The following is a 14,711-nucleotide window of genomic DNA, read 5'->3' as shown; positions in this document are numbered from 1 at the left end:
GTTGATAGGCCAGATCTGGAAGCCCGGCAACGGGTGGAGGTGACTGGTACTAATAGGCCGAGGGCTTGTCCTCAGTTGCTCGCGTCCACTGTGTTGGTTCTGAAACCACGAACAACCCCGTATGTCGGGCCACGACTACGGTGCGGTTGACAGTTTCATAGTGTTTCGGTGGTCATAGCGTGAGGGAAACGCCCGGTTACATTCCGAACCCGGAAGCTAAGCCTCACAGCGCCGATGGTACTGCAGGGGGGACCCTGTGGGAGAGTAGGACGCCGCCGAACTATTATTAACGGGAAACCCCCGCACCCTCTGGGTGCGGGGGTTTTCTGCGTTCACCAGATATAGAGGCCCTGAGAGGGCCTTTTTCTGTTTCAGAGGCGGCCGGCTGCCTTCAAGGACAGATATGCGTCTGCCAGTGCCGGGGCCAAGTCGGTCGGGGTCGCGTCTACGACGGTGACGCCGTGACGGATGAGTTGTTCTGCCGTGCGATGGCGTTCCGCGTGGGCCTGGGCAGCGGCTGCCGCGTCGTACACGGCCTCCGTTGTTCCGCGGGCCTTGGCCATCTGCTCTATGTGAGGGTCGGCCACCGATGCCAGCAGGACTGTGTGGCGCTGGGTGAGGCGGGAGAGTACGGGGAGCAGGCCCTCTTCGATGGGGGCTGCGTCGAGGCTGGTGAGCAGCACGATCAGCGAGCTGCGCGTCGCGGTGCGGAGGGCCGTTGAGGTCAGGCCTCTGGCGTCCGTTTCGACGAGTTCCGGTTCGAGCGTGGCCAGGGCGTTGACCACGGAGGGAAGCACTTCACCTGCCGCCTTGCCCTGGACCAGGGCGCGTACCCGGCGGTCGTATGCGAGGAGGTCCACCCGGTCGCCCGCTCGGGAGGCCAGGGCCGCGAGGAGCAGAGCCGCGTCCATCGAGGCGTCGAGGCGCGGGGCGTCGCCGACGCGGCCCGCCGAGGTGCGGCCGGTATCGAGGACAAGGAGGATGTGGCGGTCGCGTTCCGGGCGCCAGGTGCGGATGGCGACGGTGGACTGGCGGGCGGTGGCGCGCCAGTCGATGGAGCGGGTGTCGTCGCCGGGGACGTAGTCGCGGAGGCTGTCGAATTCTGTGCCCTGACCGCGGGTCAGGACGCTGGTGCGGCCGTCGAGTTCGCGGAGGCGGGCCAGCTTGGACGGGAGGTGCTTGCGGCTGGTGAAGGGGGGCAGAACCCGGAGCGTCCACGGGACCTGGTGGCTGCCCTGGCGGGTGAGGAGGCCCAAGGGGCCGTACGAGCGGATGGTGACGCGGTCCGCCCGGTGTTCGCCGCGGCGGGTGGGGCGCAGGCGGGTGGTGAGGCGGCGGCGTTCGCCGGGAGGGATCGTCAGCCGGTGGCGGGATGCCTCGACCTCGGTGCCGGGCTGCCAGCTGCTGGGGGGCCAGGCGTCGCGGAGCTGGGCGCGCAGGGGGCGGCCGGAGGGGTTGGTGACGGTCAGCTCGACGTCGGCGGATTCCCCGAGGCGTACGGAGGTGTCGCCTGCGCGGGTCAGGCCGAGGCGGCGTACGGGGGCGGCCAGGGCGAAGTCGCAGGCGCAGGCCAGGGCCAGCGGGGCGTTCACGGCGAGGATGCCTGTCCAGCTGGGGTCCCAGATGCCTACAGGGAGGCTGCCGAGGGCCGCCAGGAGGGCTGTGCGGCCGGTGAGGGCCATCAGCGGGGGACCGGGACGTGGGCGAGGATCGCGTTGATGACGGAGTCGGCCGTCACGCCCTCCATCTCGGCTTCCGGGCGGAGTTGCACGCGGTGGCGGAGGGTGGGCAGGGCGAGGGCCTTCACGTCGTCGGGGATGACGTAGTCGCGGCCCGTCAGCCAGGCCCAGGCGCGGGCCGTCGAGAGGAGCGCCGTGGCGCCTCGGGGGGAGGCGCCCAGCGTGAGGGACGGGGATTCGCGTGTGGCGCGGCAGATGTCGACCACGTAGGCGGTGATCTCGGGGGAGATCGACGTCTTGGCGACCGCGGCGCGGGCTGCCTCCAGGTCGGCGGGGCCCGCCACGGGGCGGATGCCGGCGGCGTGGAGGTCGCGGGGGTTGAAGCCTTCCGCGTGGCGCGTGAGGACGTCGATCTCGTCCTGGCGTGAGGGCAGGGGGACGGTGAGTTTGAGGAGGAAACGGTCCAGCTGGGCTTCGGGGAGGGGGTACGTGCCCTCGTACTCGACCGGGTTCTGAGTGGCCGCGACCAGGAACGGCTCCGGGAGCGGGCGAGGGGTGCCGTCGACCGTGACCTGGCGTTCCTCCATCGCTTCGAGGAGGGAGGACTGGGTCTTGGGCGGGGTGCGGTTGATCTCGTCGGCGAGGAGGAGGTTGGTGAAGACCGGGCCCGGCTGGAAGGAGAACTCGGTGGTGCGGGCGTCGTAGATGAGGGAGCCCGTGACATCGCTCGGCATCAGGTCCGGAGTGAACTGGACGCGCTTGGTGTCGAGTTCGAGGGATGCGGCGAGGGCGCGGACGAGGAGGCTCTTCGCCACTCCGGGCACGCCTTCGAGCAGGACGTGGCCGCGGCAGAGGAGGGCCACGACGAGGCCTGTCACCGCGGGGTCCTGACCGACCACGGCCTTGGAGATCTCGGTGCGCAGGGACTCCAGGGAGGAGCGGGCGCTGCCGGAGCTTCCGGAGTTCTCGGCGTTGTCAGTGGTCGGGTCCATCATGAAGTACGTACCTCTTTTTCGAGGGCGTCGAGTTGGTCGGCGAGGTTGATGAGGGCTGCGTCGTTGCCGGGCGGCGGGCCGAAGAGGAGGGGGTGCAGGTCCTGGCCCGGGGTGCGGAGCCTGGCGGTCAGGGCGGGGAGCAGGGTTTCGGGCGCGTGCGCCTGGCCGGGGGATACGCCGATGAGGGGGGCGATGCGGGTGCGGGTGGTCGAGCGGAGGGCGGCGGCCGCGCGGTCGCGGGCGTTGGCCTTGCGGTAGAGGCGGGCTCGGCCTTCGACGGTTTCCGAGGCGCGGATGGCCACGGGGAGGCGTTCGGGGACCAGCGGGCCGAGGCGGCGGGCACGCCACAGGGCGGCGAGCGCGGCGGCGATGGTGAGCTGCAGGGTGGCCCAGAGCCAGCCGTCGGGGATCAGGTCGAAGAAGTCGCGGTCGGCGGAGTCGTCGGTCGCCGCGTCGTCGGTGAGCGAGGGGAGGTACCAGACCAAGTGCGGGCGGGAGCCGAGGAGTTGCAGGGCCAGTGAAGCGTTGCCCTGCTCGTCGATGCGGTCGTTGAAGAGGATGTCGGGGGCGCCGAGCACGACGGTGTCGCCGGGGCCGTCGGCCGCCGGGAGCTGCAGGAGGCTGGGCAGGCCGTCGCTGAGGTAGCAGGACTCGGCGTCCGGGGCGAGGGTGTCGTAGCGGAGGCCGCCCACGTCGGCGGAGCCTGCGCGCTGGGCGGCGGGCAGGGAGCAGCGGGGGGAGAGCGTCGAGTCGATGCTGGGGGTGGCGTCCGCGGTGACCCCCGGTGCGAGGGTGCTGACCGAGGGGGTTCCGGGGGCGAGGAGGACGGTGCGGCCTCGGGAGTCCTCGGTGGCCGCGCGGAGGCGTGACTGCTGACGCTCGGTGAGCCGGTCGGGGGCGGCCACCAGGAGCGTGGTGTCCGGGCCTGCCGCGGACCTGGCCTCTTCGGAGGTGGTGACCACGCGGGTGGACACGCCGCGGTCGGCGAGGAGTTCGGCTACCGCACGGCTGCCGTAAGGGTCGGCCGAGCGGGGGTCGAGGCGGCCGTGCTGGGCACTGGAGCGGACGGTGGCGATGGCGACGGCGGCTGCCAGGAGGACGACCAGGGCGAGGAGGATGCCGCGGGTTCGGGTCCAGAGCTGGCGGGGGGTGGGGGCGGAGGAAGTGGGGGTGGGTGCCGGGCTGTCGGCGCTGGTGCTGGTCGTGCTGATCGCGCTGCCGGTGCTGCCGGTGCCGCCCGAGCCGCCGGAGACGCCGGGACTGTTTGGGCCGCCGGCGTTGGCTCCTGGTGTTGTTCCGCTCTCGGTTCCGAATGCGGCCCTGGCTTCGGAACCGGCTTCGGGCCCGGCGTCGGGCCTGGGGCCGGGGTCGGTGCCAGCTCTGGGCTTGGGTCCGGCTTCGGGGCTCGTTCCGACGCCGGTTCTTGGCGGGTTGTCGGCTTTGGGGGAGGGGTTTGTGGGGTCCTGGGGGGCCGTCAATTGGGGGCTCCCTCTTGGGTGTTGCTGAGGGTTGGCCTTGTCTGGGTCAGGGCCTTGTCCAGAGTGGTCAGGCGGCGGTACGTCGGCTCTGTGGCTGTGCGGCCGCCGTACGTGATGGCGTCGAACGACTGGGCTGCCGCGTGGAGTTCCGTGGCGTGGGCCGGGAGGGTGAGCGACGCCTCCGCCGCTGCTTCGTCCGCCGTGCGGCCGGGGCGGGGGTCCAGGAGGGCGCGTTCCTCCAGGGAGCGGACCAGCGCCCGCATGCGCTCCTGGACGGCTTGGTTCCAGTGGCCCTGGGCTGCGTGTGCCTCGGCGGCGGCGCGGTGTTCCGCGGCGGTGCGCGGGCGGTCGTCGAAGAGGGCGGGGGACGACGTGGGGGCGCGGTGCGGGGTGCCGAGGCGCCACCACAGGGCCACCAGGAGGGCGACCACCGCGATGAGGATGACCAGGAGGCCGAGGCCGCCGCCCGGGGTTGCCCCCGAGGCGGCGGTGAACAGGTCGTCGACCCATTCCCAGAAGCGGTTCAGGGCGCGCTGCAGGAGGCTCGGGTCGTTCTCGTGGTACGCGGGGTCGGACAGCTCGCGCTCGGCTGCCTCCCTTGCGGGGCCGCGCGGGATCGTCACCGGCGGGTCGTCGTCGCCGGTGCGGTTCAGGAACGGTGCGAGCGCCCTTGATCCGTGCAGTACTGCCCCCGTCACCGCATCAGCTCCCGGGGGTTCCGGGGGCGTTGGAGCCGTTGTCGCCCTGGAGGCCCGCAGCGCGCGCGAGTTCGAGGTCGAGGGCCTCGCGGCGGATCCGCTGGTCGATGTAGAGGAGGACCGTGACGCCGGCGGTGATCGGGAACGTCAGCATCGAACCGATGATCGAGCCGATGCCGCTGACGATCAGGAAGGTCCAGCCGAGATCGCCGGTGCCGCTGTCGAGGAAGCCGGTGACGCCGTCGCCGCTCAGCGCGCCCGCGATGAGGGTGAAGGGGATGACGATGATCGACGCCACCACGTTGGCGATGATCGCGGCGAGCAGCTGGATGCCGAACACCCGCCACCAGGAGCCGCGGACCAGCTTCACCGAGCGGGTCAGCGACTTCTTCACGCCCTGCTTCTCCAGCATCAGGGCGGGCGAGGCGAGCGAGAAGCGGACGAGCAGCCAGACGGCGACGCCCAGGGCGGCGAATCCGCCGAGCACGGCGAGGCTGATGCCCGCGTCGGACGCCCCGGCCACCGCGATCAGCACGCCGGGCAAGGAACCCGCGGCGACGACCGCCATGCCGATGAGCGGGAGCAGCAGCGTCAGGCCGATCAGCCTCGGCAGCTGCGGCTTGGCGTCCTGCCAGGCCTCCGCCGTGGTGACCGACTTGCCGAGCACCGCGCGGCTGGTGACCATCGTGAGCAGGGCGGTGGCGACGATCGTGCCGAGCAGGGTGATCAGCAGGATCACGCCGGAGCTGAGCAGGGTGTCGCCCAGGGCGCGGGTCAGCTCGCCGACGGTCGCGCTCGGGTCGTCGAGGACGTCCGTGGTCTCGCTGTCGTTGAGGACGAGCCCCTGCAGCAGGATGACGACGATCTCCGTGAACACGGCCACGGCCAGGGAGATGCCGAGCACCGTGCGCCAGTACGTACGCATCGTGGAGACCGCGCCGTCCAGGATCTCGCCGACGCCGAGCGGACGCAGCGGGATGACGCCGGGCTTGGCGGCGGGCGGCGGGCCCTGCCACGCCCCCCAGCCGGGATAGCCGCCGGGACCACCGGGACCGCCAGGTCCGCCGGGGCCGGGGCCGCCGGGACGTCCGCCGCCCCAGCCACCGCCGGGCGGGGGTGCGGGAGGAGGCGGGGTCTGGCCGGGGGCCGGCGGGCTGGGGGCGGACCACTGGGCGGGCGGCGGCTGCTCCTTGGACCACTTCGAGCCCGGACCGTTCGGCTGGTCCGAGGGCTCGGTGGGCTCGGCAGGTTCGGACGTGCCGGAGTCCTGTCCGTCGGAGGGGGCAGATCCGGGCGAAGCCCAGCCCGGAGTGTCGTTCATCGTCGCTCCTTCACGGTGCCCGTCCGCGGTCGCGGCGGCCGGTTGGCAGCCATCGTGCCACGGCACGCCCTTGCGGTGACCGGGCAGCGTATGGGCTGCACACCTTCAATTGTCCGTCAGGTACGGGGCAGACTGGGCGGATGGCTGATCAGTACGCGCAATCCGGCGAGGACGCACGGCCGACCGAGACCCCGATGAGCTCAGCGCACCCAGTGGACGTGAAGACCCCGGCGATCCCCGCGATCCGCTGGGCCGAGCCACCGGAGGGCCCCGTACTGGTCCTCCTCGACCAGACCAGGCTGCCCGGCGAGGAGACCGAGCTGGTGTGCACGGACGCGCCCGCCCTGGTGCAGGCGATCCGCACGCTGGCCGTCCGCGGGGCGCCGCTGCTCGGCATCGCCGGTGCGTACGGCGTCGCGCTGGCCGCCGTACGCGGCTTCGACGTGGACGAGGCCGCGGGCGCGATCGCGGGGGCGAGGCCCACCGCGGTCAACCTCGGGTACGGCGTCCGCAGAGCCCTGACGGCATATCGCGCGGCGGTCGCGGACGGGGCCGGCCAGGAGCTCGCGGGCGCCGCGGCGCTGGCGGCCGCGCGGGCGCTGCACCGGGAGGACGCCGAGGCGAGCGCGCGGATGGCGGTGCACGGTCTGGAGCTGCTCGACGAGCTGCTGCCCGGCGGCTGGCATCGGATCCTCACGCACTGCAACACGGGGGCGCTGGTCTCCGGCGGTGAGGGCACGGCGTTCGCGGTGGCACTCGCGGCACACCGGAAGGGGCGGCTGCGCAGGCTGTGGGTGGACGAGACGCGCCCCCTGCTGCAGGGTTCGCGGCTGACCGCGTACGAGGCGGCGCGGGCCGGAATGCCGTACACCCTGCTCACGGACAACGCGGCGGGGTCGCTGTTCGCGGCGGGTGAGGTGGATGCCGTGCTGATCGGCGCCGACCGCATCGCGGCCGACGGTTCGGTGGCCAACAAGGTGGGGAGCTATCCGCTCGCGGTCCTTGCCCGCTACCACCACGTTCCGTTCATCGTGGTGGCTCCGGGCACGACCGTGGACCCGGACACCCCGGACGGAGCGGCCATCGAGGTGGAGCAGCGGGCGGGCCATGAGGTGACGGAGGTCACGGCGCCCTATGTGCCGATGTCCGGTTTCGAGGCGGGGAGCGGGATCGCGGTGGCACCTCTGGGGACCCAGGCGTACAACCCCGCGTTCGATGTGACTCCACCGGAGCTGGTGACGGCGATCGTCACCGAGCGAGGCATCGTGTCGCCCGTGACGGCGGGGGGCCTGGAGGAGCTGCGGTCGGCTCCACGGCTCTAGGCACTCCTCCAGGTGCTCCAGGCAGCCGCCACCCGCCCTGGACGCCCCTCGCCCTGGCAGCTCCTCCCGACCGACGCCCCGTCGACCGCGATGTACGGTGCGGCGAGCGCAGGGGGAGCGATCCAGGACTGGGATGACGACACCGAGTACCGCAGCGCGGTCGGCTGCGGCCGGCTCATGATCGTGATTGCTCTCGCCTGTATGGCGGTAGTCATCGGTCTTGTCGTCGTCGGAGTGTCCGGCGTCTTCGGGCTGACGGAAATACTGTCGGTCATATCGGACTGACGGGTCACCGGCGCACCCGCCCCGGCATGCGTGGCCGATATCGACGGTGGCGGGCGACGGCAGACAGTAGTGACCTCGTACGACTATCGTCACAGGCCAGTGACCTACCTCACCAGCGCCCCGGTCACAGTTACGAGAATGGGATGATGTCAGGCATGAAGGGACGAGTCCTTGTCGTCGACGACGACACCGCACTGGCCGAGATGCTCGGGATTGTGCTGCGTGGAGAAGGTTTTGAGCCGTCGTTCGTAGCTGATGGCGACAAGGCGCTGGCCGCTTTCAGGGAGGCAAAGCCGGATCTTGTACTGCTGGATTTGATGTTGCCGGGCCGCGACGGCATCGAGGTGTGCCGCCTGATCAGGGCGGAGTCCGGGGTCCCGATCGTCATGCTCACGGCGAAGAGCGACACCGTGGACGTCGTGGTCGGTCTTGAGTCCGGCGCCGATGACTACATCGTGAAGCCCTTCAAGCCGAAGGAGCTCGTCGCCCGCATCAGGGCGCGGCTGCGGAGGTCCGAGGAGCCCGCGCCGGAGCAGCTGACCATCGGTGACCTGGTCATCGACGTGGCGGGGCACTCCGTGAAGCGCGAGGGGCAGTCGATCGCGCTGACGCCCCTCGAGTTCGACCTCCTGGTCGCGCTGGCCCGCAAGCCGTGGCAGGTGTTCACGCGTGAGGTGCTCCTGGAGCAGGTCTGGGGCTACCGCCACGCGGCCGACACCCGTCTGGTGAACGTGCACGTCCAGCGGCTGCGCTCGAAGGTCGAGAGGGACCCCGAGCGTCCGGAGATCGTGGTGACCGTCCGTGGTGTCGGTTACAAGGCCGGACCGAGCTGACGTGACCCGGGACAGTTCCCCCGTACCGCCCGGGGCTCCGGGCGGCCGTTCGGGGCGGACTGGAGGGGGCAAGGCCAACGGACCGTCGCGGCGTGGCTCCACGTTCGGGCGGCTCCTCGACGGCGGTCTGCTGCTGCAGGACGGGGTGCAGGGCAGCCCTGTCCTGAGGCTCTTCGTGCGCTGGGTGCGGCGTCCGCTGCTGCCCGCGCTGCGGCTGTGGCGGCGCAACATCCAGCTGAAGGTCGTCGTCACGACGCTGCTCATGTCGCTCGGGGTCGTGCTGATGCTCGGCTTCGCCGTCATGAGCTCCGTGAACAACGGCCTGCTCAAGGCCAAGGTCAAGGCCTCGCAGAGCCAGGCCGACGGCGGCTTCAGGGCCGCTCAGGACGAGGCGAACTCGGCCCGGCCGCGCTCCGGGCAGGACAGCGGCACGTCCGGCGGCGGGGCCACACCGCCCACCGCCGTGTGGATGTCCGACCTGGTGGAGCAGCTCTCCAGCGGCGGTCAGAGCGCGTTCAACGTGGTGACGCTGAGCCCGACGTCCACGCCCGGCGGCGCCAGCGTGCGCGGGCCGCGCGCCTCCGGGGGCGTGGACCCGATCCAGAGCGTGCCCGAGTCCCTGCGCAGCAGCGTCGACAAGGGCACCAGGGCCTATCAGAGCAATACGCGGATCGTCTTCAACGACGGCCGCGACGCACAGCCGGGCCTGGTCATCGGCAAGCGCCTGAACGACCTGAACGGCGACCCCTACCAGCTCTACTACCTCTTCCCGCTGACCCAGGAGGAGGAGTCCCTCGGCGTCGTCAGGACGACGCTCGCCACCGCGGGCCTGTTCGTCGTCGTGCTGCTCGGTGCCATCGCCTGGCTGGTGGTGCGCCAGGTCGTCACGCCGGTACGGATGGCCGCGGGCATCGCCGAGCGGCTGTCCGCCGGGCGCCTTCAGGAACGTATGAAGGTGACCGGAGAGGACGACATCGCGCGGCTCGGCGAGGCCTTCAACAAGATGGCGCAGAACCTCCAGCTGAAGATCCAGCAGCTGGAGGAGCTCTCGCGGATGCAGCGGCGGTTCGTCTCGGACGTCTCGCACGAGCTGCGTACGCCGCTGACGACCGTGCGGATGGCGGCCGACGTCATCCACGACGCGCGCGTGGACTTCGATCCGGTGACGGCGCGGTCGGCCGAGCTGCTCGCCGATCAGCTCGACCGGTTCGAGACGCTGCTCGCGGATCTCCTGGAGATCAGCCGGTTCGACGCGGGCGCGGCGGCCCTGGAGGCCGAGCCGATAGACCTGCGTGAGGTCGTACGACGGGTCGTGGGCGGCGCCGAGCCGCTCGCGGACCGCAAGGGGACCCACATCCGGATCATCGGGGACCAGCTGCCTGTCGTCGCCGAGGCCGACGCGCGCCGTGTGGAGCGCGTCCTGCGCAACCTCGTGGTCAACGCCGTGGAGCACGGCGAGGGCCAGGACGTCGTGGTGCGGCTCGCCGTGGCGGGCGGCGCGGTGGCGGTCGCGGTGCGGGACTACGGGGTGGGGCTCAAGCCCGGCGAGGCGACCCGGGTCTTCAGCCGCTTCTGGCGGGCCGACCCGGCACGCGCGCGTACCACCGGTGGTACGGGCCTCGGGCTCTCCATCGCCCTCGAGGACGCGCGGCTGCACGGCGGCTGGCTCCAGGCGTGGGGCGAGCCGGGCGGTGGTTCCCAGTTCCGTCTGACGCTGCCGCGCACGGCGGACGAGGCGCTGCGGGGCTCGCCGATACCGCTGGAGCCCGATGACTCGAGGCGCCACCGCGGCCTGAACGACGCGGGCCTCCCGCTCGGCGGCGCGAACAAGCTCGCTACGGTGCCGGTGCAGCCGTCGGCGACGGAGCGAGTGCCGCCGCCCGTCCCGCCGAGGGCGCCGGTGGCGCCGCGGCTCGCGCAGTCGGGCGCGGCGGTGGACCCGACGGCGCTGCCGGGAAACGGTGCGCGCGTCGTGCCGCGGCGGCCGATGGACGACGACATGCCGCGCGGCGAGGAGCCCGATGGGCCCGCGTCCGGGGCGGACCGGAGCACCGGTGAGCCGGCGACGGAAGCGGATCGAGTGAGCGACACGGAAGCTGATCCCGCAAGGGAAGGGGAGGCCTCTCGTGGGCGCTGACCACGATCGCCGCGCGCACCGGCGTGCACTGCGGGCCGGTCTGCTGTTCGGCTCCTGCGGGGTGCTGCTCGCGGGCTGTGCCTCGATGCCCGACAGCGGCAATCTGAAGGCGGTCGACGCCTCCCAGCGGCCGGACTCGCAGTCGCAGGTCCGTGTCTACGCGATGCCGCCGGGTGAGGACGCAAGTCCCGAGGAGATAGTCCAGGGCTTCCTTGAGGCGCTGACCAGCGACGATCCTGACTTCGCGATGGCGCGCAAGTATCTGACCAAGGAAGCCTCCAAGGGCTGGGACCCGGATGTGCAGACCACGGTGCTCGAGAACGGGCCGAGCACGGGGTCGGGCAGTGTCGGGGACGGCGGCGGCCAGACCGGCCGTTCGTTCCCGCTGACCGGGCGCAAGGTCGCCACGGTCGACAAGGAGCACGCGTACCAGCTCGACAACGCCGCGTACAACCAGTCCGTCCACCTCTCCCAGCAGGACGGACCCAACGGCAAGGAGTGGCGGATCGACCGGGTGCCGCCGGGTGTCGTGCTCGGGCAGTCCGACTTCCAGCGGATCTACTGGTCCGTCAACAAGTACTACTTCGCGACGCGTTCGACCGGTGCGTCCGGTGGCGGCCAGGAAGGGCTCGTCGCCGACCCCGTCTACATACGGCAGCGAATAGACCCCGTGACGGAGTCCGTCAAGGCACTGCTCGACGGGCCCACCACCTGGCTCGAGCAGGTCGTGGGCACGCGCTTCCCTACGGGTACGCACCTCAAGGCGGGCACCAAGACGCTGGCGCCCGACGACCAGGGCAAGCTGACGGTGCCGCTGAACGCGAAGGCCGATCCCATAGGCCAGGAGCGGTGCACCGAGATGGCCGCCCAAATGCTCTTCACGCTCCAGGACCTGACGTCGTCCGGCGTCCAGGAGGTGGAGCTGCAGCGCCGCAACGGCTCGCAGCTGTGCGTCCTGAGCAAGGAACGGGCCGAGTCCGTCGCCTCGCGCCGCACCCCGGAACACCCCGACTACCAGTACCTCATCGACGACAAGCGGCGCCTGGTGCAGATGCCGGCCGCCCGCAAGGACGATCCGGTGCCCGTGCGGGGGAAGCTGGGCAGTGGCGGGCAGCCGCTGCGGTCCGCCGCCGTGTCGCGGGACGAGGAGCGGGCGGCCGGGGTGTCGCTCGACGGGCGCTCGCTGTACATGGGGTCGCTGGTCTCCGACGGCCCGCTCGGCAAGCCCGAGGTGCGCAGCAAGGCCAAGTCGGAGGAGGACGGTCTCTCCACGCCGAGTTGGGACGGCCGCGGCGACCTCTGGGTGGCCGACCGCGACCTGAAGCGGCCGCGCCTGCTCTGGCTGGACCAGGGCGCGGGAGAGCCGGTGCCGGTCAAGATCGCGAACCTCGACGGACGGATCGAGGCGGTGCGGGTGTCGGCCGACGGCGTACGGATCGCGCTTCTCGTGAAGAAGGACGGCAAGACGTCCCTGCAGATCGGCCGCGTCGAGCGGACGGGCGCCAAGGGCGAGCAGCCGGTCATCTCGGTGGACGGACTGCGCCGGGCGGCGCCGCAGATGGAGGAGGTCACCGCCATGTCGTGGGCGGGCGGCAGCCGGCTCGTGGTCGTCGGGCGCGAGTCCGGCGGTGTGCAGCAGATGCGGTACGTCCAGTGCGACGGCTCGGTCCCCGCGGGCGCGACCCTGCCCGGCCTCACCGGCGTGAAGGAGATCGCGGCGTCCGAGGACGAGCGGCAGCCGCTGGTGGCGCACTCGGACGACGGGATCGTACGGCTGCCGACGGGTGCGCAGTGGCAGACGGTGGTCAAGGAGGGGTCGGCGCCGGTCTATCCGGGGTGACGCCTCGCGAAGGTCCGGACGGCCCTTCCCTGACAACGGCTTTCCCGCGCCGTGGAGTTGCCCGCGGGCGGTTGTCCACAGATGGTTGTCCACAGGGGTGGCAGGGCCGTGCGCGCCTTGGCACAGTGGTGGGCATGCCGGGGTGGTGGCGGGACCTCACCGATCTGGTGCTGCCGGCCGAGTGCGGGGGCTGCGGCAGGCCTCGCACGACGCTCTGCGCGCAGTGCCGCGACGCCCTGTGCGGGGCGGCGCCGTGCCGGGTGAGCCCTGACCCCCGGCCGGCCGGACTGCCGGTGGTGCACGCGGCGGCGCCCTACGGGGACGCGGTGCGGGCGCTGCTGCTCGCGCACAAGGAGCGGGGCGCTCTGGGGCTCGCGGGGCCGCTGGGCGCGGGGCTCGCCGGGGCTGTGCGTGCGGGGCTGACGGGCTCCGGAGCGGGGCTGATGGACCCCGGAGCGGGGGATGGTGACGCTCCGGTACTGCTCGTGCCCGTGCCGTCGGCTCGCGCGGCCGTGCGGTCGCGTGGGCACGATCCGGTACGGCGGATCGCGCTGGCCGCCGCGGGTGAGCTGCGGCGGGGCGGGACGCGGGCCCGGGTGCTCTGCGTGCTGCGTCAGCGGCGTGCCGTGGCCGACCAGGCGGGGCTCAACTCCCGTCAGCGGCAGGCGAATCTGCACGGCGCCCTGGAGGTGACGGCGGGTGGCGGGCGGCTCCTCGCCGACGGTGGCCGGGTCGTGGTCGTGGACGACCTGATGACCACGGGCGCGTCTTTGGCGGAGGCGGCCCGCGCAATACGTGACGTACGCACGGAAAGTAAAGGGCGGCCCGCGGTGGTAACAGCCCGTGAAATGCCGTGCGAGAACGCGATCATCGCAGCTGTTGTCGCCTCCTCACCGGATTCTTTCGGAATAAACCGGAACTGACTGGGAACTTGCATCGTTGCAGGTAGTGAGAGTGCCAATACACCTGAATGGAGGTATGCGGCGGTAGAGGGTGACGACATCCGTCCGGGCGAGATATGTTCGGTTGTGAGGAATGGCGGACGCCGTCCCTCGCATATCGGAATGCCGGCCGCTGGGTTTTCTGCAATCACCTGGGCCGGTCGGGGTGGAGATCTTGTTCGCGGGGGAGGAGGAGGTGGAAGTCACCGAGTCCGAGGCTCCGGGAGTCACCGGGGCCTGGTGCAAAAGGGAGATGCTCCGCCGCCGAAGCGGAGCGATCCGGGAACGGAGTTCTGCGTGGACATCGTCGTCAAGGGCCGCAAGACCGAGGTAACAGAGCGGTTCCGCAAGCACGTGGCCGAGAAGCTGAATCTGGAGAAGATCCAGAAGCTCGACGGCAAGGTGATCAGCCTGGACGTCGAGGTGTCCAAGGAGGCCAACCCGCGTCAGGCCGACCGTTCCGACCGCGTGGAGATCACACTCCGCGGGCGTGGACCCGTGATCCGCGCGGAGGCCTCGGCAACCGATCCGTACGGGGCGCTGGACCTGGCCACGGCAAAGCTGGACGCACGACTGCGCAAGCAGCACGAGAAGCGCCACAACCGGCGCGGCAACGGCAGGCTCTCCGCCGCCGAGGTTGCCGAGCGGGTGCCGGACGCGGCGACTCTCAACGGAGACGGCACCGTCGCACGTGAGGAAGAGCCGGACGGCGTGCCCGTCAAGAGGATCGGCTCGCTGGAGATCCAGGGCGAAGGCCCGCTCGTGGTCCGCGAGAAGACCCACGTGGCGGCGCCGATGTCGCTCGACCAGGCGCTCTACGAGATGGAACTCGTCGGGCACGACTTCTACTTGTTCGTCGACTCGGAGTCGAAGGAGCCCAGTGTCGTCTACCGCCGGCACGCCTACGACTACGGAGTCATCCGACTGAACACCGACCCCATGGTCGCGCGGGCCGAGTCCGCCGGCGGGGGCGGTGCGCTCGGCGGCTGACCACGGTCGGCCGAGGGCTGAGATGGTGCCCCTGGAGCGTGTGTGCGCCCCCAGGGGCATCATCATGCGACCCCTGCGCGCACCGCGCGGCCGTCCGGGCATGAAATCATGGGCGGAGCCGGCCAACCGGTGTGCTGTTGCCTCGGGTTGGCGGCAGCCAACGCACAACGGGCCATGGCCTTCAGGGGGAGG

General features: G+C 71.5%; 12 protein-coding genes and 1 rRNA gene. 8 read left to right on the top strand and 5 right to left on the bottom strand.

Annotated elements, in window-relative coordinates:
• The first annotated feature begins 164 nt into the window (after positions 1-164).
• Positions 165-281: ribosomal RNA gene (rrf, locus tag ABZ833_RS18125) — 5S ribosomal RNA — on the top strand.
• A 90-nt stretch (positions 282-371) separates the two neighbouring features.
• On the opposite strand, the gene ABZ833_RS18120 is transcribed toward rrf, so the two are convergent.
• The 5 genes from ABZ833_RS18120 to ABZ833_RS18100 form a co-directional block, all read right to left on the bottom strand.
• Positions 372-1,682: a DUF58 domain-containing protein gene (locus ABZ833_RS18120; RefSeq protein WP_361047453.1), complete on the bottom strand. Its 1,311-nt coding sequence runs from the start codon at positions 1,680-1,682 to the stop codon at positions 372-374.
• On the bottom strand, positions 1,682-2,674 hold the full coding sequence (locus ABZ833_RS18115) for a MoxR family ATPase (RefSeq protein ID WP_361047450.1): 993 nt from the start codon (positions 2,672-2,674) through the stop codon (positions 1,682-1,684). Before ABZ833_RS18115 ends, ABZ833_RS18120 begins: the two co-directional genes overlap by 1 nt.
• Positions 2,671-3,885 (bottom strand): DUF4350 domain-containing protein, encoded by a 1,215-nt coding sequence (locus ABZ833_RS18110; RefSeq protein ID WP_361047561.1) that lies wholly within the window; start codon positions 3,883-3,885, stop codon positions 2,671-2,673. Before ABZ833_RS18110 ends, ABZ833_RS18115 begins: the two co-directional genes overlap by 4 nt.
• Before the next feature lie 263 nt (positions 3,886-4,148).
• The gene (locus ABZ833_RS18105) at positions 4,149-4,850 is read right to left on the bottom strand and encodes a DUF4129 domain-containing protein (protein WP_361047447.1); all 702 of its coding nucleotides are present in this window, start codon (positions 4,848-4,850) and stop codon (positions 4,149-4,151) included.
• A 4-nt stretch (positions 4,851-4,854) separates the two neighbouring features.
• Positions 4,855-6,171, bottom strand: a complete 1,317-nt coding sequence (locus ABZ833_RS18100; RefSeq protein WP_361047445.1) for a hypothetical protein — start codon at positions 6,169-6,171, stop codon at positions 4,855-4,857.
• 140 nt (positions 6,172-6,311) lie between these two features.
• Between ABZ833_RS18100 and mtnA the strand changes: the two genes are divergently transcribed.
• From mtnA to raiA, 7 genes are all read left to right on the top strand, one after another.
• Complete coding sequence (mtnA, locus tag ABZ833_RS18095; RefSeq protein WP_361047443.1) at positions 6,312-7,493, top strand: S-methyl-5-thioribose-1-phosphate isomerase; 1,182 nt, start codon at positions 6,312-6,314, stop codon at positions 7,491-7,493.
• Between the two features lie 12 nt (positions 7,494-7,505).
• Positions 7,506-7,778 (top strand): hypothetical protein, encoded by a 273-nt coding sequence (locus ABZ833_RS18090; protein ID WP_361047440.1) that lies wholly within the window; start codon positions 7,506-7,508, stop codon positions 7,776-7,778.
• A gap of 143 nt (positions 7,779-7,921) precedes the next feature.
• The gene (mtrA, locus tag ABZ833_RS18085; protein WP_202121190.1) at positions 7,922-8,611 is read left to right on the top strand and encodes a two-component system response regulator MtrA; all 690 of its coding nucleotides are present in this window, start codon (positions 7,922-7,924) and stop codon (positions 8,609-8,611) included.
• A gap of 1 nt (position 8,612) precedes the next feature.
• On the top strand, positions 8,613-10,748 hold the full coding sequence (gene mtrB / locus ABZ833_RS18080; RefSeq protein WP_361047437.1) for an MtrAB system histidine kinase MtrB: 2,136 nt from the start codon (positions 8,613-8,615) through the stop codon (positions 10,746-10,748).
• Between the two features lie 85 nt (positions 10,749-10,833).
• On the top strand, positions 10,834-12,588 hold the full coding sequence (locus tag ABZ833_RS18075; RefSeq protein ID WP_361047558.1) for an LpqB family beta-propeller domain-containing protein: 1,755 nt from the start codon (positions 10,834-10,836) through the stop codon (positions 12,586-12,588).
• Positions 12,589-12,722: 134 nt separating this feature from the next.
• The gene (locus ABZ833_RS18070) at positions 12,723-13,511 is read left to right on the top strand and encodes a ComF family protein (RefSeq protein ID WP_361047436.1); all 789 of its coding nucleotides are present in this window, start codon (positions 12,723-12,725) and stop codon (positions 13,509-13,511) included.
• 258 nt (positions 13,512-13,769) lie between these two features.
• Entirely contained in the window at positions 13,770-14,519 is a 750-nt protein-coding gene (raiA, locus tag ABZ833_RS18065) for a ribosome-associated translation inhibitor RaiA (protein WP_361047434.1), read from the top strand.
• Positions 14,520-14,711: the final 192 nt, after the last annotated feature.

This window comes from Streptomyces sp. NPDC047525 (assembly GCF_040643025.1).
Taxonomy (GTDB): domain Bacteria; phylum Actinomycetota; class Actinomycetes; order Streptomycetales; family Streptomycetaceae; genus Streptomyces; species Streptomyces durmitorensis.
The sequence above is the reverse complement of the archived record's forward strand: the minus strand, read 5'-3'. Positions and strand labels throughout refer to the sequence as shown.

What these genes read in the sequence shown, in the direction of transcription:
- ABZ833_RS18120 (WP_361047453.1), bottom strand. Translation starts at nt 1,682, where the DNA reads ATGGCCCTCACCGGCCGCACAGCCCTCCTGGCGGCCCTCGGCAGCCTC.
- ABZ833_RS18115 (WP_361047450.1), bottom strand. Translation starts at nt 2,674, where the DNA reads ATGATGGACCCGACCACTGACAACGCCGAGAACTCCGGAAGCTCCGGC.
- ABZ833_RS18100 (WP_361047445.1), bottom strand. Translation starts at nt 6,171, where the DNA reads ATGAACGACACTCCGGGCTGGGCTTCGCCCGGATCTGCCCCCTCCGAC.
- mtnA (WP_361047443.1), top strand. Translation starts at nt 6,312, where the DNA reads ATGGCTGATCAGTACGCGCAATCCGGCGAGGACGCACGGCCGACCGAG.
- mtrA (WP_202121190.1), top strand. Translation starts at nt 7,922, where the DNA reads ATGATGTCAGGCATGAAGGGACGAGTCCTTGTCGTCGACGACGACACC.
- ABZ833_RS18075 (WP_361047558.1), top strand. Translation starts at nt 10,834, where the DNA reads ATGCCCGACAGCGGCAATCTGAAGGCGGTCGACGCCTCCCAGCGGCCG.
- ABZ833_RS18070 (WP_361047436.1), top strand. Translation starts at nt 12,723, where the DNA reads ATGCCGGGGTGGTGGCGGGACCTCACCGATCTGGTGCTGCCGGCCGAG.